15 protein-coding genes, 1 tRNA gene and 1 pseudogene are annotated in these 18,319 nt (G+C 73.0%); 8 read left to right on the forward strand and 9 right to left on the reverse strand.

The window, feature by feature from the left end; genetic code table 11:
• Positions 1–67: 67 nt before the first annotated feature.
• Genes AC1DWH_RS13020 through AC1DWH_RS13030 form a run of 3 tightly spaced genes read left to right on the forward strand, consistent with a single transcriptional unit; the run spans position 68 to position 2,988 of the window.
• The gene (locus AC1DWH_RS13020; protein ID WP_477094034.1) at positions 68–895 is read left to right on the forward strand and encodes a PhzF family phenazine biosynthesis protein; all 828 of its coding nucleotides are present in this window, start codon (positions 68–70) and stop codon (positions 893–895) included.
• Between the two features lie 54 nt (positions 896–949).
• Positions 950–1,321 carry an ArsR/SmtB family transcription factor gene (locus AC1DWH_RS13025; protein WP_477094035.1) on the forward strand — a complete coding sequence of 124 codons (372 nt, stop codon included), beginning with the start codon at positions 950–952 and terminating at the stop codon, positions 1,319–1,321.
• Complete coding sequence (locus AC1DWH_RS13030; RefSeq protein ID WP_477094036.1) at positions 1,318–2,988, forward strand: SulP family inorganic anion transporter; 1,671 nt, start codon at positions 1,318–1,320, stop codon at positions 2,986–2,988. Before AC1DWH_RS13025 ends, AC1DWH_RS13030 begins: the two co-directional genes overlap by 4 nt.
• A gap of 287 nt (positions 2,989–3,275) precedes the next feature.
• On the opposite strand, the gene AC1DWH_RS13035 is transcribed toward AC1DWH_RS13030, so the two are convergent.
• From AC1DWH_RS13035 to AC1DWH_RS13045, 3 genes are all read right to left on the reverse strand, one after another.
• A complete protein-coding gene (locus tag AC1DWH_RS13035; RefSeq protein ID WP_477094037.1) occupies positions 3,276–5,120 on the reverse strand; it encodes a hypothetical protein in 1,845 nt (614 codons plus the stop codon).
• Between the two features lie 208 nt (positions 5,121–5,328).
• Positions 5,329–5,402 (reverse strand) — tRNA-Met (locus AC1DWH_RS13040).
• Positions 5,403–5,499: 97 nt separating this feature from the next.
• Positions 5,500–8,454 (reverse strand): UPF0182 family membrane protein, encoded by a 2,955-nt coding sequence (locus tag AC1DWH_RS13045; protein WP_477094038.1) that lies wholly within the window; start codon positions 8,452–8,454, stop codon positions 5,500–5,502.
• Between the two features lie 151 nt (positions 8,455–8,605).
• On the opposite strand from AC1DWH_RS13045, the gene AC1DWH_RS13050 reads away from it, so the two are divergent.
• Entirely contained in the window at positions 8,606–9,145 is a 540-nt protein-coding gene (locus AC1DWH_RS13050; protein WP_477094039.1) for a PPA1309 family protein, read from the forward strand.
• On the opposite strand, the gene AC1DWH_RS13055 is transcribed toward AC1DWH_RS13050, so the two are convergent.
• On the reverse strand, positions 9,146–10,267 hold the full coding sequence (locus AC1DWH_RS13055) for a YlbL family protein (RefSeq protein ID WP_477094040.1): 1,122 nt from the start codon (positions 10,265–10,267) through the stop codon (positions 9,146–9,148).
• A gap of 23 nt (positions 10,268–10,290) precedes the next feature.
• Positions 10,291–11,334 carry an NAD-dependent epimerase/dehydratase family protein gene (locus AC1DWH_RS13060; protein ID WP_477094041.1) on the reverse strand — a complete coding sequence of 348 codons (1,044 nt, stop codon included), beginning with the start codon at positions 11,332–11,334 and terminating at the stop codon, positions 10,291–10,293.
• Between the two features lie 65 nt (positions 11,335–11,399).
• Between AC1DWH_RS13060 and AC1DWH_RS13065 the strand changes: the two genes are divergently transcribed.
• Positions 11,400–12,800, forward strand: a complete 1,401-nt coding sequence (locus AC1DWH_RS13065; protein ID WP_477094042.1) for a zinc-dependent metalloprotease — start codon at positions 11,400–11,402, stop codon at positions 12,798–12,800.
• Positions 12,801–12,946: 146 nt separating this feature from the next.
• Here AC1DWH_RS13065 and AC1DWH_RS13070 read toward each other — a convergent pair.
• Positions 12,947–13,522 (reverse strand): annotated as a pseudogene (locus AC1DWH_RS13070) (SprT-like domain-containing protein); the annotation flags it as partial.
• A 191-nt stretch (positions 13,523–13,713) separates the two neighbouring features.
• Between AC1DWH_RS13070 and AC1DWH_RS13075 the strand changes: the two are divergent.
• Complete coding sequence (locus tag AC1DWH_RS13075; protein WP_370504085.1) at positions 13,714–13,872, forward strand: DUF5679 domain-containing protein; 159 nt, start codon at positions 13,714–13,716, stop codon at positions 13,870–13,872.
• A gap of 112 nt (positions 13,873–13,984) precedes the next feature.
• Positions 13,985–15,013, forward strand: a complete 1,029-nt coding sequence (locus AC1DWH_RS13080; RefSeq protein WP_477094043.1) for a thiamine biosynthesis protein ThiF — start codon at positions 13,985–13,987, stop codon at positions 15,011–15,013.
• 9 nt (positions 15,014–15,022) lie between these two features.
• Here the strand turns inward: AC1DWH_RS13080 and AC1DWH_RS13085 are convergent, their stop codons facing one another.
• The 3 genes from AC1DWH_RS13085 to AC1DWH_RS13095 form a co-directional block, all read right to left on the reverse strand.
• On the reverse strand, positions 15,023–15,376 hold the full coding sequence (locus AC1DWH_RS13085) for a WhiB family transcriptional regulator (protein WP_477094044.1): 354 nt from the start codon (positions 15,374–15,376) through the stop codon (positions 15,023–15,025).
• A gap of 142 nt (positions 15,377–15,518) precedes the next feature.
• Entirely contained in the window at positions 15,519–15,713 is a 195-nt protein-coding gene (locus AC1DWH_RS13090; RefSeq protein ID WP_477094045.1) for a hypothetical protein, read from the reverse strand.
• Positions 15,714–15,863: 150 nt separating this feature from the next.
• On the reverse strand, positions 15,864–17,864 hold the full coding sequence (locus AC1DWH_RS13095; protein WP_477094046.1) for an ATP-dependent helicase: 2,001 nt from the start codon (positions 17,862–17,864) through the stop codon (positions 15,864–15,866).
• Between the two features lie 192 nt (positions 17,865–18,056).
• On the opposite strand from AC1DWH_RS13095, the gene AC1DWH_RS13100 reads away from it, so the two are divergent.
• Positions 18,057–18,317 (forward strand): mycoredoxin, encoded by a 261-nt coding sequence (locus AC1DWH_RS13100; RefSeq protein ID WP_456846206.1) that lies wholly within the window; start codon positions 18,057–18,059, stop codon positions 18,315–18,317.
• Positions 18,318–18,319: the final 2 nt, after the last annotated feature.

The following is an 18,319-nucleotide window of genomic DNA, read 5'->3' on the forward strand; positions in this document are numbered from 1 at the left end:
ACCGACGAGGCCACCGCCTCCCCATTGGCCATCGCGATCGGGCGTGCTCAGCCGGGACGATGGGCGAATGGAGATCCTGAGGTACCGAGCGTTCACCACCGCCGAGCCGAACAGTGAGTCGGGCAACCCCGCCGGCGTGGTGGTCGACGCCGACGGGCTCACCGACGTGGAGATGCTCGGGATCGCGGCGGGGCTCGGGTTCAGCGAGACGGCGTTCCTCACCGCGATCGAGCGGGACGCGGCCCGGGTGCGGTACTTCACGCCGCGCGCGGAGATCGCGTTCTGCGGGCACGCGACGGTCGCATCGGGCGTGGCGCTGGCGCGGCGCCGTGACGCGGCACCCGTCGTGCGGCTGACGACGAATGCCGGGGTCGTTCCGGTGGAGGCCACCCCGGAGCGAGCGACCCTGGTGGCGGTCGACACGGAGGTCGAGGAACTCGGCGACGGCCTCCTCGACGCGCTGCTGGGCGCGCTGCGGCTCGACCGCGGCGACCTCGACCCCGTCCTGCGACCGGCGCTGGTGCACGGCGGCAACCTGCATCCCCTCGTCCCGGTGCGCGCCGGCGTCCTCGAGCGACTCGATCACGACGGCGAAGCGGTGCTGACGCTGCAGGACTCGCAGGGGTGGGACGGCACCGTTCCGGTGGTCCAGCGGCTCTCGGCGACGCGGTTCGCCTCGCGGAACCCGTTCCCGCGCGGTGGGATCCGGGAGGACCCGGCGACGGGGTCGGCGGCGGCCGGGCTCGGGGCGTACCTGCGGGCCGGCGGGCACCTCGACGTGCCCGCAGTCTTCACGGTCGACCAGGGTGCTGAGGTCGGGCGGCCGTCGCTCATCGTCGTGGAGGTCCCGCGCGAGGGGCGCGTGCGGGTCACGGGGACCGCGGAGGAGATGTAGCTCCGCGTCCGACCGTCACAGGCACCACCTCGCGCGCCATATGATGGTTTCATCATGCCGCTCAGTCAGCCGTACTCCCGCAGTCAGCGCCCCCTCTACGAGGTCAAGGCCGGCCTGTTCAAGGGTCTGTCGCACCCGCTGCGCATCCGACTCCTCGAGCTGATGGCCGACGGCGAGGAGCACACCGTCGCCGAGCTCCAGCAGCAGACCGGCCTCGAGCCGTCACACCTGTCGCAGCACCTCGCCGTCCTGCGTCGCCACCGCCTCGTCGAGTCCGACCGGCGCGCGAGCCACGTCCACTACCGACTTGCGCACCCCGACGTCGCCGAGCTGCTCGCGGTCGCCCGCCGGCTGCTCGTCGACATCGTGACAGCCGACGGCGGCCGGCTCGACGACGTCGCGGGACTTCCCGCCCTCACTCGATGACGGGCCTGCCCGCGTCCGTGCAGCGTCTGCTCCCGAGCCGGTCCGACTACGCCGAGCTGCCGCGATCGTGGCGCGGCGACCTGCTCGCGGGGCTGACCGTCGGCATCGTCGCGCTCCCGTTGGCGCTCGGATTCGGCATCGCGTCCGGTGCGGGCGCCGAGGCCGGGCTCGTCACCGCGATCGTCGCCGGGCTGGTCGCGGCGGTGTTCGGCGGCTCGCACGTCCAGGTGTCCGGACCCACCGGCGCCATGGTCGTGGTGCTCGCGCCGATCGTCGCGACGCACGGCGCCGGCGCTCTCGCGGTCGTGACGCTCATGGCCGGGGTCCTGGTCGTCATCGCGGGCATCGCCCGGCTGGGCCGAGCGGTGTCGTTCATCCCGTGGCCGGTGATCGAGGGGTTCACGCTCGGGATCGCCGTCATCATCTTCCTGCAGCAGGTCCCCGCACTGACCGGCGCCGGGGCGCACGCAGGAGCCCACACCAACGCCATCGCCTCGGCGATCTCGTCGTTGGCGCACGCCGATCCCGCCACGCTCGCGTGGTCGCTCGGCGCGGTGGCGATCGTGGCAGCCTGCATGCTGCTGCTGCCCCGGCTGCGTCAGGGGATCCCCGGGTCGCTCGTCGGCATCGTCGTGGCCACGCTCGCGGCTCAGATCCTGCACGCCCCGCTGACGACCCTCGGCGCCCTGCCGCGCACGCTGCCCTCCCCGGTCATCCCCCACCTCGACCCGGCGACGATGCAGGCGCTCCTGCCCGCTGCCTTCACGGTCGCGGCGCTCGCGGCGATCGAGTCGCTCCTGTCCGCCCGCGTCGCCGCCTCCCTCGCCACCACCGGGGCGTACGACCCCGACCGCGAGCTGGTGGGCCAGGGCCTCGCGTCGCTCGCCTCGGGTCTCTTCGGCGGCATGCCGGCCACCGGGGCGATCGCCCGCACCGCGGTCAACGTCCGCTCCGGCGCCCGAACCCGCGCGGCGGCGGCAGCGCACGCCCTGGTGCTGCTCGCCGTGGTCCTCGTCGCCGCCGGTCCGGTCGCCCACATCCCCCTGGCCGCCCTGTCCGGCGTGCTGATGGTGACGGCCGTGCGGATGGTGCACGTCGCGACGGCCCGGTCCATCCTGCGCTCCACCCGCGCCGACGCCGCCGCGTTCGTCGTCACGGCCGTGGTCACGGTCTCGGTCGACCTCATCGTCGCGGTCGGCATCGGCGTCGTCGTCGCCGGCGCGTTCGCACTGCGCGGCCTCGCACGCTCGGCGGGCGTCGCCCGCGAGCCCCTGCCCGGCGAGCCCCAGCCCGGCGACGATCAGATCGCCGTCGTCCGCATCGACGGCCCGCTCTTCTTCGCCGCCGCCGACCGGGTGCTCGACCAGGTCACGGGGCTCGACGGCGTGACCGTCGTCGTGCTGCGCATGTCGCAGCTCGAGCTGGTCGACGCCACCGGGGCGCACGTGCTCAGCGAGATCGTCCAGCGGCTCGAGGCTCGCGACGTGACCGTGCTGATCAAAGGGGTGCGCGACGGGCACGTCGAGCTGTTCCGCACCGTCGGCGTGCTCGACGCGCTGCGGCATCACGCCCACCTGTTCGACGACCTGTCCGCCGCCGTCGAGCACGCCCGTGACCACGTGCGCCGGGCCGAGCGCGCGCTCGCCGACGACGCGCGGGCGGCATAGCCCTCACGTCACGTGGCGTCCAGACCCGGTGCTCGTAGCGGCCATGAGGGTCCGGGTACCAGTTCGCCGGAGCGGCCTCGATGCTGTCGAGCCGGAGTCGGCGTAGAGATGAAGTCGACTTCGGGCTCCGCAGCGGACTTCACTCCCCTCGCACGGGTTCGCATCGAGCGATGCCTGCGAGGGAGTGACGCGCGAGTGTGACGCGAACACCGCGTCGAGTGTCAGTACCGTGTGGGCTCGGCGAGGGCACGCCGATCGCCTACCCGTAGTCCGTCGCTCGGAGCCCGTCAAGAGGCGGCCGACGCCACCTGCACGTAGCGGATCCCGTTCGACAAGAGCGCCTCACGCAGGCTCTCGTGCGGTCCGACTCTGCCCTCCATGTCGGGCGCGAACGCCCACACGATCGATCTGCACAGACCGTTCTCGCGGAGCAGGCGGTCCTTTGCGATCTCTTTCAGCTCGTGACCCGCGTTGGTCGAGCCGATGCCCCACTTCACCTCGACGCAGAGACGCGTCTTGGGCTCGTAGATGTCGACGCGACGCGTTCCAGTGCACGTGGTGGCGCAGCGGGGGTCGAGAGCCTTCTCCGTCACCGAGCCTGGCAACTGGAGCGCCAGGTCACCTTGGGCCTGCGACTCAAGCGCATAGCCAGGCCGCAGCGATCGCATGGCGTGTTCGACCGTGCCGACCGCCTTGTACTCACGCGCAGCGGCGGCGACCTCGTCCGCCCGTGCCGCCGCCTTGGCCCAGGCGGCGGCCACTCCGCCTGCTTCCGCGATCTTCACGAACGCGAGCCCGGGCACCACGGCGGCGAGCGAAAGGCCGGCCGTCGTGAAGTCGCCGTCGAGGACGTACCACGTCGCGTTGGTCGTGGCCGCCGCAACGCCGATCACGCCGAAGGGCGGGGGCGCGAAGGTCGCGAGCGAGAGCACATCGAGTACCACATGTCCCCACCGCTGGATGAAGTGCCAGACGGACTCGACGACGATCTTGGCGCACGTCAGCCAGTCGCCGAGGTTCCACGAGCACCCGCCCGAGTCGTTCAGGTCTGAGGCCAACACTCGGAGGACCGCGACGTCGTGCATCGGCCCAGGCTCGTCGCGCACGCTCACGGCCACGGATGTGGCGCCGCTGGCGCGCGGGTGTGTTTCCTCGATCGCTGAGGAGAGTGCCGTCAGCACAGCGCTTGCTCCGTTGCCGTCCCCCTGCACCTCCGGGTAGTGGTGCTCGAACAACAGGAAGTGCGTGAACCTGCCGACGAAGAGCTCCGACCCGTCGATCGCGACTGTCCCGGGCTGGAAATCCGTGAACGCCCACGCGCTGGCCTCGGGATTCGCCGTGAGCGCTGCCGCGAGGGCGAGGATCCCGTCGGTCAGGTACCGGCCGCTCGGCGCGGGTGCATACGCAGCGTCCTCGATGACAGGGCCCGGCCACGCTCCCTCGCCCTTGTCGTGGTCGAGCTCCCAGAACCCGGTCGTGACTGCCTGGAGGAACTCCGTCGACCACGAGCCTCGGGACAACAACAGCAGAAGGTTCTGCTTGTTCGCTTCGTCCTGATGCTCGCGCACCGTCGGCGCACCCGGAGGGCGGGTGTCGAGCGCGCCGGTCAGCGTCGCCGGAGTGGACATCGCATCGACGAAGTCGAACGTCCACGACGTGGGTAGAGCCCGGTCGCCGGTGCCCACAGTGGCGAGGGCGAGCGTGCCTGCGAGGTCAGTGAGCGTGAGGTCGTAGTCGTCGGGGTCGACACCCGTCGTGAGTGGGGTGTCGACGTCGGGCCCCGCGACGGTCGCCAGTGCGTCACCGAGGGCGCGGGGCGTCGTCTCGGACGTGAAGAAGTAGGCGAAGTCGGGGTCTCCCCGATGCGCGGCCAGAGAGCTCTCCAGGCCGACCAGGTCGCGGTCGTCGAGCGCCCGGACGGCCGAGGCCGCATCCGAGCGGACCTGCGAGAGCGGATCCTCAGACAGGAAACCCCGCGCGGCGACGACGACGAGCGCGACGACGAGGCAGAGCGCGAGCGCAACCTTCGTTCGGAACCGGCCCCGTCCGAGTGTCGCGGGGTTCGTCACGACGTCCGCGACGACCACGCCCGTGCCGGCACGCGCGATCCCGGGGTCGCGTCCTTCAACCACCGGGCAGCTCCAAAGGTCATCGGGATAGTCACTCTTATCGGCACGAGCAGCCCCGACCTTGACCTCGCCGCGTCCTCGGACCCCGCTGCTCGCGTCATGCGCCCTTCACCCGACGTGCCGTGCGTGGCACAGGAGCGGTTCGGATCCGCGTCTGATTGCGCCAACGACGAAGGCCCGGACCATCAGGTCCGGGCCCTCGTCTTCTGTGTAGCGGGGGCAGGATTTGAACCTGCGACCTCTGGGTTATGAGCCCAGCGAGCTACCGAGCTGCTCCACCCCGCGTCGGTGAGTACAACTTACCCCACGCCCCAGGGGCCACCAAATCGCGAGCCCCCGGACCGGCGGTGTCGTGCATCACCCTCCGCCGGTCCGGGTCGCGTCACTGGCCCAGTCGCGCCTCGGCGTCGACGGCGTTCTGCACGGCGGTGTCGAGCCGCTTCTGCGCCTCGCCGTAGGCACCGAAGTCGCCGATCGCGAGAGCGGCCTGGCTGTCGCTGATGGCCTGCTTGGCCTGCTGCAACGCGCGGTCGAGCTCGGCGCGGGCAGTCGCGTCGCCCGTCGCGGGCGGTGTCGTGGTGCCCGTGCCGTTGTCCGCCGGGGGCGTGCCGGTGTCGGGTGGCGCGCCGGCGTCTCCCGCGTCGGCACCGGAGTCCCCGCCGAACACCTGGTCGAGGGCGCCGTCGAGGGTGTCGGCGAACCCGATATCGTCGCCGAACGCGACGAGCACGCGCTGCAGCAGCGGGAACGTGGTGCCGCTGCGTGCCTGGACGTAGACGGGTTGCACGTAGAGCAGACCGCCGCCCATCGGCAGGGTCAGCAGGTTGCCGCGGACCACCTGCGAGTCACCGCGGCCGAGGATGTTGAGCTCGTTGGACACGGTCGGGTCGGCGACGAAGTTGTTGTTCACCTGGCCGGGTCCGGGCACGGTCGAGTCGCGTGGCAGCTCGAGCAGGCGCATCTTGCCGTAGTCCGCCGACGGTTTCCCGGCCTCGCTGCCCGCGTCCGCGTCGACCGCCAGATAGCCGGTCAGCACGTTGCGCGCGTTGGTGCCGGTCGGGATGAACGTCGACATCAGCGAGAAGCTGGCCTGGTCCTGGTCCGGCATCTTGAGCGTCAGGTAGTAGGGCGGCTGCGGCACGGCGACGCTGCTGGTCGGGTCGTTCGGGTTGGCCCAGAAGTCGTTGCCGGAGAAGAACTGGCCGGCGTCGGTCACGTGGTACCGGGCCAGGAGGAAGCGCTGCACCTTGAACAGGTCCTCGGGGTAGCGCAGGTGGCTCATGAGGTCGCCGTCGATGGACGACAGGGGCTTGAGCGTCGACGGGAACGTGCGGTTCCACGCCTTGAGGATCGGGTCCTGGGCGTCCCACGCGTAGAGGGTCACCGAGCCGTCGTAGGCGTCGACCGTGGCCTTCACCGAGTTGCGGATGTAGTTCACGGTCTTGGGCTGCAGCGCCTGGACCGTCTCGGACGACTCGGTCAGCGAGTCGGTCGTCGCCTCGTCCAGCGGGCGCGACGCCGAGTACGGGTACTGGTCGGACGTGGTGTAGCCGTCCACGATCCACTTGACCCGGCCGTCGACGACCGCCGGGTACACCCGGCCGTCGAGCGTGAGGTACGGGGCGACCTTCTGGACGCGCTCGCGCGGGTCACGGTCGTAGAGGATCTGCGAGTCGCTGGTCACGCGGTCGGAGAACACGATCTGCTCCGAGCCGAACTTCAGCGCGTAGAGCAGCTTGGTCAGCGGGTTGGAGATGGACGGGCCGGCGGACACCGTCTGCGTCGGGAACGTGCTGTTCACCGCGCCGCCGGAGGCATCGTCCGGGTAGTCCAGCTCCCACGACTTCGTGCCCTCGGGCGCGCCGACGATCGAGTACGTGGGGGCCTTCGGGCTGAAGTAGATGCGCGGCTCGTACTCGCCCATCGCGCCCGTCGACGGGATGCCGCTCTCCCAGAACGCCGGTCCGCCACGGACGGCGGTGGTGTTGCCGAAGGCGGCGACGACACCGAAGCCGTGGGTGTAGACGGTGGAGTCGTTGGTCCAGTTGCGCTGCTGGGCGTCGAGGCCCTCCAGGGAGAGCTCGCGCACGGCGATCACGGTGTCGCGACTCTGCCCGTCGATCGTGTACCGGTCGACCGACAGGGAGTCGGGGAAGTCGTAGAACGCGCGGATCTGCTCGAGCTGCTTGAACGAGGGGCTGACGATCTGCGGGTCGAGCAGCCGGATCGACGCCGTCGTGTCGGCGTCGGCGCGCAGCGCGCCGGCCTCGGCCGTGACCTTCGCGTCGTAGTCGGACTTCTCGACGTCGTCGAGGCCGTACGCGTCGAGCGTCGCGCCGATGTTGCGCTGGATGTAGTCGGCCTCGGCGTCCTGCTGGTTCGGCTGCACCTGGAAGCGCTGCACGACGGCGGGGTAGATGCCGCCGACGGCGATCGCGGCCACGATCATGAGCCCGACGCCGATGGCCGGCAGGCGCCAGTTGCCGCGGATCGCGGTGAGGATGAACATCAGCGCGACGAAGATCGCGATGCCGGCCAGGATCGCCTTGGACGGGATGACCGCGTGCACGTCGGTGAACGAGGCGCCGGCGAACTTCTGGTCCCGCTTGGTGTTCATCAGGATCGAGTACCGGTCCAGCCAGTAGCTCGCCGCGATGAGCAGCATGAGCACGGCGGCGATGATCGACAGCTGGATGCGCGCCGCCCGCGTGGTGCGCGGCGTTCCCCCGCGCTGCCCGCCGACCCGCAGGCCGCCGTAGAGGTACTGCGTGGCCAGCGCTCCGATGCCCGCGAGCACCGTGACGGCCATGAGGAACGACACGACGAACCGCAGGCCGGGCAGCGTGAACAGGTAGAAGCCCAGGTCGATGCCGTACTGCGGGTCCGTCTTGCCGACGGACGAGCCGTGCATCCACAGCTGGATCGTCTGCCACTGCTGCGACGCGGCGGCGCCGGCGAACAGACCGAGCACCGCGGGGCCGACGATCATGACCAGGCGTCGCAGGGGCTCGATGGCCTCGCGGTACTGGTCGAGGTTGGCCTGCTCCTGCGTCGACGGCGCGTACACGGGCCTCGAGCGGTACCCGAAGTTGAGGGCCCAGAACACCGCCCCGGCCATCACCGCGAACCCGAGCACGAACAGGATGGCGCGGGTGCCCCACTCCGTCGCGATCACGTTGGTGAAGCCGAGCTGGCGGTACCAGAGCACCTCGGTCCACACCTGCGCGAGGATCAGCACGAGGACGACGAGGACCCCGAGGACGACCAGCGTCGGGGCGAGCGCACCGCGCCGCCGCGGTCGTGCCGGGCGGGGTCGGGGCGGGCTGGCGAAGGTCACGGCGTGGCAGTCCTCGTCGTCGGCAACAGGGGTCACACACAGGCGACGCGGCCGCGGGCCGCGCCGAGCGACGCGCACAGGACGCACACCACTCGCACGCTGAACGTGCCGGTCGAGGCACAGGTTCCCACACGGATGCGACCATGAGCCGGTGACCGAACCCTCCCTCGCCGTCCTCGCCGATTCCGTGCGCGAGATCGAGCACCACGTCGCCGCCGCAGGCTGGGACGCACCTGTGCGCGTGTTCGCCCTCGTGCGCACGCAGGCGATGCTGCTCACCGAGCCGGGCCTCGCCGACCAGCTGGATCCCGCGGTGCTCACGGCCGCCCGCACCGAGCCGTGGCACCTCACGTCGGTCGAGCAGGAGGAGCTCCCGCAGGCGCCGGACCTCGAGACGCTGCTGGCCGGACTGTCGTGGCCGTCCACGGTCGACGGGATGGCCGTCACCGTCGAGCGCGTCGTCCTGCCGCCCGCCGCGGAGGAGACCATGCCCCACGACACCGACGCGGCGCTGGACTACCTGCTGAACCACCCGGAGCGGCAGGACGTCCGCCTCGCCGTCGGCGCGCTGCGCGGCGGTCCGGCCTGGTGCGCCGTGCGGTCGCGCGCGAACGACGACGACGAGCAGGTCGCCCAGGGTCCGGACCTGGTGCCCGGGCTGGTCGCCGCCGTGCGGTCGACCCTCGACTGACTACGTGGTGCAGGTCGGCAGGTCGCCGGCGGTCCCCGCCCCGATCGCCGTGATGGCCTCGCGAGCCTCGTGCAGGGTCGAGATCTTCACCACGCGCAGCCCGTCGGGTACGTGGCCGACGACCTCGTCGCAGTTCGAGTCGGGCGCCAGGAACCACGTCGCGCCGTCGCGCTTGGCCCCCGCGAGCTTCTGCCGGATCCCGCCGATGGCGCCGACCTCGCCGGTCACGTCGATGGTGCCGGTCCCCGCGATGTCCTTGCCGGCCGCCTCGTCCTCGGGCGTCATCTTGTCGATGATGCCCAGCGCGAACATGGTCCCGGCGCTCGGGCCGCCGATGTCGTCGATGCTGATGGTCACGTCCACCGGCAGGTCGAACGTCGGGTCGATGTACACGCCGATCTGCGCGCGGCCGTCGTCCTTGGTGCCGGTGACGATGGGCACGTCGACGGTCTGCCCGTGCCGGCGCACGGTGAGCGTCACGGTGGACCCCGGCTCGACGGTCCCCAGCTGCTCGATCAGGCCCTGGTAGTCGGGGACGGCCACCCCGTCGAGCGCGACGATGACGTCGCCCTCCTCGACCTTGCCCTCGGCGTCGGAGCCCTCGACCGTGCCGGCGACGACGAGCGTGGCCGGCACCTCGTACCCGAGCTCGGACAGGGCCGCGACGGTGGCGTTCTCCTGCGAGGACACCATCTCGGCCGTGTTCGACTCGTTGATCTGGTCCTGCGTCTGGTCCGGCGGGTAGAGCAGCTCGACCGGCTTGACGACCACGTACTTCGAGAGCCAGCCCTGCAGCACGCCGACGACGCTGGACGGGAAGCCCGGACCGCCTGTGCCCGACACGGTGGTCAGGCGCAGCTCGCCGGTCGAGTCGAACGTCTCGGCGCCGGAGATCTGGATGAGCGGCGTGCCGTCGTGCTCGCCCAGCACGTCGCGCGTCGGGCCGGGGCTGTTGACGGCGTACGGCACCGGCATGATCACCAGCGCGGCGAGCAGCAGGGCCGTGACCAGCATGCCGACCGACAGCATGATCGACCGCGGGCTGACGCGCTCGCGCTCGAACGCCGGCTCGGGCTCGCCGAGGGCGTCGTCGAACGGGGAGGGGGAGGACTCGTCCAGCACCGGCACATCATCCCCCGTCGCGCTCACGGTCGCCGACGCGCCCGCGCCTGACGCCACACCGCGGCGGTGCCGATGAGCGCCACGGCGGCGCCGGCGGCCCCGAGCGCGGCAGCGTCGCGGGTGCCCACGCGTCGACCGGCCACCGCGAGCCGGCCCTGCACGCCCTCGAGCAGCACGTCGAGGCAGGCCGCGCTGGACCAGCGCGGCTCCCAGCCCGCAGCCCGCAAGCGGTCGGCCGCGACGGTCCAGGGGTACACGACGAAGGCGAGCTCCGAGGCCGGGGCCCGCAGCACGCCCACACGGTGCAGCCGCTCGGCGGTGCCGAAGGCGGTCGCGGCCGCCAGCTCGATCCCCCGCATCCCCGCGGCGGCCTCGACCTGCGCGGGCCCGAGCACGTCGTCGGCCCCCACCGTCAGCACCCCCACGAGCCCGTGCTCGACGGCGAACCGCGCCGCACCGGCCACGTCGTCGACGTGCACGAACTGCCACTGCCGGGTGGCGCCGCGCACCGTGAGCAGGCGCGGCGCCTCGAAGTGCCGAGTGACGAACGTGTCGACGCCCGCGCCGACCACCGCCGCGGGTCGCAGGATCGTCACCGACGGGACCTTGCGACGACCGCCGCGCGCCAGCACCGCCTCGGCAGCGAGGAGGTCCCCGACCAGCCCGTCGCGCGCCGCCTCCTCCGCGCCGGGCAGCGGGTCGCCGTCCCGGATCACCGGACGGTCCGGCCACGCGCCGTAGACGATCGCGGACGTGATGGCGACGACGTGCCGCGCTCCGACGGCTCGTGCGGCGGCCATCCCGCGCTGCGTGTGCGCGACGATCGCCGCCTCGCGCTCGCGTCGGCCCTTGAGCGCGGAGGCCACGAGATCGCCCGGGTGGGCGACGAGCACGACGACGCTCGCGCCGGCGAGCGCGTCCGCCGGGCTCTGGTCCGGCACCTCGTCGATGCTCCGGACATTGCCGCCCCAGGCGGCCGCCACCGCGGCCGCGATCGGCCCGCGGCCGACCACGACGACGTCGTCGTCCGCGGTGCTGCGCCCTGAGCGAATCTGCTCGCCCACCATCCCTCGTTCCTGTGCTGCGCGGTTACGGTGGTTCGCAGCCGGCCCTATCGTCGCAGGAGGTCCCCGTGAGTCCCGACAACTCCGCTGTCCCCGGAGCCGATGGTGGCGTGCCCGCCTGGGAACAGGTGATGCGCGCGATGCTGGGTGACAGTGCCGACGAGGCCATCCGCGAGCTGCAGGAGCGCGGCTTCGACCCCGCCGCGATGGCCGCCGCGTCCGGCCTGCCCGACGACCCGGCGGCCCTGCAGCAGGTGTTCGCGCAGGTCCAGGCCCTGCTCGCCGCCTCGGGCGACGACCCGGTGAACTGGCAGATGGCCCACGACCTGGCCCGCCAGCAGGCCGCCGCGGGGGGCGACCCGTCCCTGACGAACGCACAGACGAAGCAGGTCCTCGACGCGCTCGCCGTCGCCGAGCTGTGGCTCGACGCCGCGACCGACCTGCCCCCGTCGACCGGCACGGCCCGCGCCTGGAGCCGCGCCGAGTGGGTCGAGGCGACGCTGCCCACGTGGCGGACGCTGACGGAGCCGGTGGCGTCGTCCCTGTCCGTCGCCCTCGTCGGCGCGCTCGGCGGCGCCCTGCCCGAGGGGGCTGAGGAGGGGTTCGGTCTGCCCGGTGGGATCGAGCCCGCCCAGCTCCTGCGCCAGCTCGGCTCGGCCGTGTTCGGCATGCAGGTGGGCCAGGCCGCGGGCACCCTCGCGCACGAGGTGTTCGGCACCACCGACATCGGCCTGCCGCTCCTGGACAAGCCGGCGCCCGCGCTCGTCGCCGCCAACGTGGACGCGTTCGCGGAGGGTCTCGACGCCCCCGCCGAGGAGGTCCGCCTCTTCCTCGCCCTGCGCGAGGCCGCGGCCACCCGGCTGTTCACGCACGTGCCCTGGCTGCGCGCTCACCTGCTGGCGACCGTCGAGACCTACGCGCGCGGCATCGCGATCGACGCCGACCAGCTGGAGGAGGCCGTCCGCTCGATCGACGTGACCGACACCGCGGCGCTCCAGCAGGCCCTGTCCGGCGGCGTGTTCGCCCCGCACACCACGCCGGCGCAGGCCGCCGCGCTCGAGCGGCTCGAGACGGCGCTGGCCCTGGTCGAGGGCTGGGTCGACGAGGTCGCGGCCACCGCGGCGCTCCCCCACCTGCCGCACACCATGGCGCTGCGCGAGATGATCCGCCGCCGCCGCGCCGCCGGCGGCCCGGCCGAGCAGACGTTCGCCAACCTGGTCGGCCTCGAGCTGCGCCCCCGCCGGCTGCGGGACGCCGCCGCGCTGTGGGCGCAGATCGGTCGCGACAACGGACCGGCCGCCCGCGACGCCGTGTGGGACCACCCGGACCTGCTGCCCAGCACGGAGGACCTCGACGACCCGTCGGGCTACGCGGCCCGTCGCCGCGCCGCCGTGGACGACGCCGCGGAGATCGACCGCGCGCTCGCCGAGATCCTGGGCGAGGACCCGGACAGCGACACCAGCGCCTAGCTCGAGCGGTGACGCCCTGAGGGGTTCCGCTCGGCCGTCGCGTCGCCCAGCTCCAGCTCGAGCTGGCCGAGCGCGTCGTCGACGCTGTCCGCCGCGAGCTCGTCCACCTCGTCCGTGACCACGTCCTCCGGCTCCTCGAGCTCCGCGTCGTCCACCTCGTCGGCAGGGTCCTCGTCGTCGACCCCCTCGCCGTCCGCGGGCGTCTGCGCGCCACGCTCGGCGGCGTAGGAGTAGCCCTCGAGGAAGCCGCGGGCGCGCAGCGTGCGGGGGTAGCCGTCGAGCTCCGCCCAGAAGTCGGGTCCGTGGCCCGCGTGGAGCAGGTGCGCGAGCTCGTGCAGCAGGACGTAGTCGAGCACCCACCGCGGCATGCCGCGCACGCGGTCGGAGATCCGGATGGTGCCCTCGGACGGCGTGCAGGAACCCCACCGTCTGCCCTGGTTGCTCGACCAGCGCACGCTGGTGGGCCGGGCACGACCGCCGAGGTACCGCGTGGACAGGTCCGCGGCGCGCGACGCCAGCTCGTCGTCGGACGGTCGGCGACGGCGCTCCTGGGCCGCGAGCCGGGCCAGCATGCGGCGGACCCACTCGTTCTCCTGCGCCCGCGTGAACCGCGCCGGGATGGCGACGATGGTCCGGTCGCCCTCCCGCCAGGCCGTCACCGTGCGCACGCGTTTGCGTGAACGACGGATCTCGACCTGTGACAGGTCCTGCGTGGGCTGCACAGGTGCACGGTAGCGCGGGGCACGCGAACGACCGGGTTCACCCGTCGGCTCCCGGCGCGTCCTGCAGGATTCTCGGGGCTGCGGGTGCCTCGACTACTACTGTGGACGTCGCGCGGGCGTTGCTGCACCACGACGCCCGGCCGCCGGCCGGCGGTTCCCCGGTCCGGTGCACGACACCGAGGGAGGGCACCATGGCCGAGACGTATGCAGGCGAGTTCTACTGCGTGAAGTGCAAGGAGAAGCGCGAGGCCGAGGGCGACGTCGTCATCTCGGAATCCGGCCGCAGGATGGCCAAGGCCACCTGTCCGGTGTGCGGCACGAAGCTCAACCGCATCCTCGGCAAGGCCTGAGCTTCACCCCTTCGCCTCAGGGCATCGTCCCCACGGACGGTGCCCTTCGGCATGTCCGGGGACTGTGGACGACGCGGTCCGGCGCGCGCGGCCCGCTGCCAGGGTGGGCCCCATGCGACTGCGAGCCGGACTGCGCGTGCTGCGGCGCACGGCCACCGAGGTCCAGGTGGGGACCGACCCCCGGTGGGCCGTGCGCCTGCCCGACCTGACCCCCGCCGAGACCGACCTGCTGGTCCGCGTCGATCCCCGCACCGACCTCGCCGACCTCGGCGCCCTCGCGGCCGGCCGGGGCGTCACCGCGGACCGGCTGCGCGAGATCGTCGCCACGCTGACCCACGCCGGGCTGACCGAGGACCGGCCGCCCGAGCCGGTGCTCCGCGGGGCGGCCGCCGTCGACGCCGACGTGTGGTCCTTGCTGCGTGTGGACGCCGACGGCGCCGGGCTGGTGCGCCGGCGGGCGGACCGCGTCGTCGGGGTGCTCGGGCTCGGGCCGACCGGGCTGGGCATCGCCGTCGCCCTCGCGGCGGCCGGCGTCGGCACCGTCCTCGTCGACGACCGACGCCCCGTGCGCTCGACCGACGTCGGGGTGTGCGGCTACCGGTGGGCCGACGTCGGGTCGGCCCGGGAGCACGTGGCGCCCCGGCTCCTGCGCGACGTCGCGCCGAACGTGTCGACCACCTCCGACCGCCGGCTCGACGCCGTCGTGCTCGTCGAGGACCACGCCGCGGACCCGCTGCGGGGGCCGGCCCTCGTCGCCGGCTCGAGCGCCCACCTCGGCGTGGTCGTGCGCGAGGCCGACGTCGTCGTCGGACCGTTCGTCGTGCCGGGCGTCGGACCGTGCCTGCGCTGCCTCGACCTGCACCGCACCGACGCCGACGGCGCCTGGCCGGACCTCGGCACGCAGCTGCGCGCCGACCGGGTGGCACCGGGCGAACCCGGGGCCGTCGCCGCGGTCTGCGCCGGGCTGGGCGCGGCGGCGGTCCTCGCGCACCTCGACCGCACCCCGGGTCTGGCGCCGGGGGTCACGTTCGAGGTGGCGCTGCCGGACGCGGTCCCCCGCAGACGCACGTGGGCGGTGCACCCCGAGTGTGGGTGCACCGCCCTCCCCGCGTCGCCGGCCGGCGCGCAGGGATCCCGATGAACGACGGCCTCAGGCCGCGGGAACGGCGTTCTTCCGGGGGCGACCACGACCGCGCTTGGTCGCGACCACCACACCGCCGACGAACACCTCGCCACCCCAGACGCCCCACGGCTCTGCGCGCTCGATGGCGCCCGCCAGGCAGCCCTCCATCAGCGGGCACTCGCGGCACAGGGCCTTGGCCTGCTCGACCTCGGCCGTCCGCTCGGCGAACCAGAGCTCGGGGTCGCCCGAGCGGCACGGGATGAAGTCGGCGACGAGCTGGTCGAAGGTCTCTCGGTCGTCAGTCGCCGTCGTGCTGTCGGTGAGGGGCCACGGGCCGGATCCGCCCTGGTTCACCGTGTCGAGCAGCGTCGTGAGCCGCACGATGTCCTCCTGATGTCCTTGCTGGTGAGCGTGTTGCGTCGGTGCCGGACCGATCGCCAACCCGTCCACCCGAGTCATCGGGAGAAACAGAAAGGCCGCGGGTCCGAGTTCGGACTCCGCGGCCTGAGGCCCTCTGTGAGGGTCAGATCATGGGAGTCCGGATGAGGTGCTGAGCGGGATCGGTCGCCGTACGACGCTTCGCAGGCCCGCCCGTGAGCTCCAGGGCGCCGCCGCCGATAGGCAGAGCGATCCCCTGGGACCGGAACGTGACGGGTGCGACGAGTCGCGGGAGGAACGCGTAAGCGTCCGGCGTCGCGATCATCGTGATGTTCTCCATCAGTGCACCCACCCCCTCTCCGGCTCGGACCCTCGCTTCTTCAGCGCGGTCCCTCAACAAGGACGTCGCCCACCCTAGGACAGGCCCAGAAACGCGGACAACCGATTTAACGAAGATTCCTCGAGAAATTTCTCGGAGCGCCCGATCGGCTCAGCGGACGGGCGCGTGGACCACCGCGCGGACGGTCGCGAGCACGTCCTCGCCGATGCCTGCGAGCGTCGTCGGACCGACGCCGCGGACCGCCCCGAGCTCCTCGAGCGTGCTCGGGCTGCGCTCCGCGATCGCGCGGATGGTCGCGCTGGTCAGCACCGACGCGGGCTGCCGCCGGACCTCGGCCGCGTGGGCGTCCCGCCAGGCGGTGAGCGCGTCGACGACCTCCTGCTGGCGGTCGTCGAGCTCGCGGCGCGGTCCCGTGGAGCGGCGGCGCTCGTCGGGCCACAGGTCCGTGAGGAACCGCGACACGCCTCGGGTCGCACGCGCGCGGGGATGCCGGGCCCGGGAGTAGGACAGCTGCAGGTGCTCGCGCGCCCGCGTGATGCCGACGTACAGCAGGCGGCGCTCCTCGGCCACGGCGGCTTCGGTCTGCGCCTGGACGGTCGGGAGCAGCCCGTCCGAGAGCCCGACCAGGAAGACCGCGTCCCACTCGAGGCCCTTGGCGGCGTGCAGCGACGCGAGCGTCACCCCCTCGACGGTGGGGGCGTGCTGGGCGGCCGCGCGCTCGTCGAGCTCCGCCACCAGGTCGGCCACCGTGGGCTCGACACCCGGCGTGGGCGGCGCGGCGGCGAGGGCGTCGGCGAGCGAGACGAGCGCCTGCAGGGCGTCCCAGCGCTCGCGGGCGGCCCCGCGGCCCTCGGGAGGCGAGTCGGTCCAGCCCGCGCTGCGCAGGATGTCCCGCACCGACTCCGGCATCGGGACGTCCGGGTCCGCCGAGCGAGCCCCGCCGCGCAGGAGGACCAGCGCCTTGCGGACGTCCGCCCGGGCGAAGAAGCGGGCGTTGCCGCGGACCTGGTAGGCGATCCCGCGGTCGGCCAGGGCCGCCTCGAACGCCTCCGACTGCACGTTGGTCCGGAACAGCACGGCGATGTCGGCGGCGGAGACCCCCGTGCGCACCAGGTCCGCGATGCCCTGGACCACCCCGGCGGCCTCGGCGTCGTCGTCCGGGTAGGCGACGTAGGAGACGTCGGGCCCGTCCGGTCGCTGCGCGCGCAACGCCAGCGGCGGCGGGCCGCCCGCCTTGCGCGCGGCGTCCATCACGTGGTTGGCCAGGCCGACCACCTGCGGCGTCGAGCGGTAGTCCCGGACCAGCTCCACGGTGGTCGCGCGCGGGTAGGTCGCCGTGAACGAGGTCAGGTGGTGGGCCGTCGCGCCCGCGAAGGAGTAGATGGTCTGGCTCGGGTCGCCGACGACGCACAGCTCCTGCCGGCCGCCCAGCCACTGGTCGAGCAGGTACTGCTGCAGCGGGCTGACGTCCTGGTACTCGTCGACGACGAAGTGCTGGTACTGCTCGCGGACCGAGTCGGCGACGTCCCTGCGCTCCGCGAGCATCGCCGCGAGGAGCAGCAGCACGTCCTCGAAGTCGATGACCCCCTGCTGGTCCTTGGCCGACTCGTAGGCCGCCATCAGCCGCGCGACCGACTGCGGGTCGGTGCCGCCCGGGCCGGGCCGGTCGGTCGCGGCGGCCGCCTTGGCGTAGTCGTCGGCCGTGACCAGCGAGACCTTCGCCCACTCGATCTCCGAGGCGAGGTCGCGCACGCTCTCCCGGTCGGTCTCGAGGCCGACCAGCTGCGCCGCGTGCGCCACCAGCTTGACCTTCTGCTCGAGGATGCGCGGCGGCGGCCCCCCGACGACCTTGGGCCAGAAGAACCCGAGCTGCCGCAGCGCCGCCGAGTGGAACGTGCGCGCCTGGACGCCCGACGCGCCGAGCAGGCGCAGCCGCGTCCGCATCTCCCCCGCCGCCCGCGCGGTGAACGTGACGGCCAGCACGTTGGCCGGCCGGTACGCGCCCACCTGGATGCCGTAGGCGATGCGGTGGGTGATGGCCCGGGTCTTGCCCGTGCCCGCGCCGGCCAGCACGCGGACCGGGCCGCGCAGGGTGGTCGCGACAGCGCGCTGCTCGGGGTCGAGCGCATCGAGGAGGGCTTCGGCGGACATCGGGCACAGTCTCGCAGCACCCGCCGACAGGTCGGCGCGCCCTGTGCACGTCGGGTACGGTCACCCGACCGCGCGCCCCGTCCCGGCCCCCCGTTCGCCGGGGCTTCCCGACCCGGGAAGAGACCGGGCCGCGCCGGTGTTGATGCCTGGGGCGACGACCTCGCCCACGACCCTGCGACCACCCGAGGACCGATGACCACGCAGACCCTGCCCGACGCCGGCACCGTCACGATGTACTCCACGACGTGGTGCGGCTACTGCCGCCGGCTCAAGACGCAGCTGGACTCCGCGGGCATCGGCTACACCGTGGTCGACATCGAGGACCACCCGGACGCCGCGGCCCTGGTCGAGTCGCTCAACGGTGGCAACCAGACGGTGCCGACGGTCGTGTTCCCGGATGGGTCGGCGGCCACGAACCCGTCGCTCGCCCAGGTCCGCGAACGCCTCTCCTGAGG

This window comes from Cellulomonas sp. P2_F12, assembly GCF_056403775.1.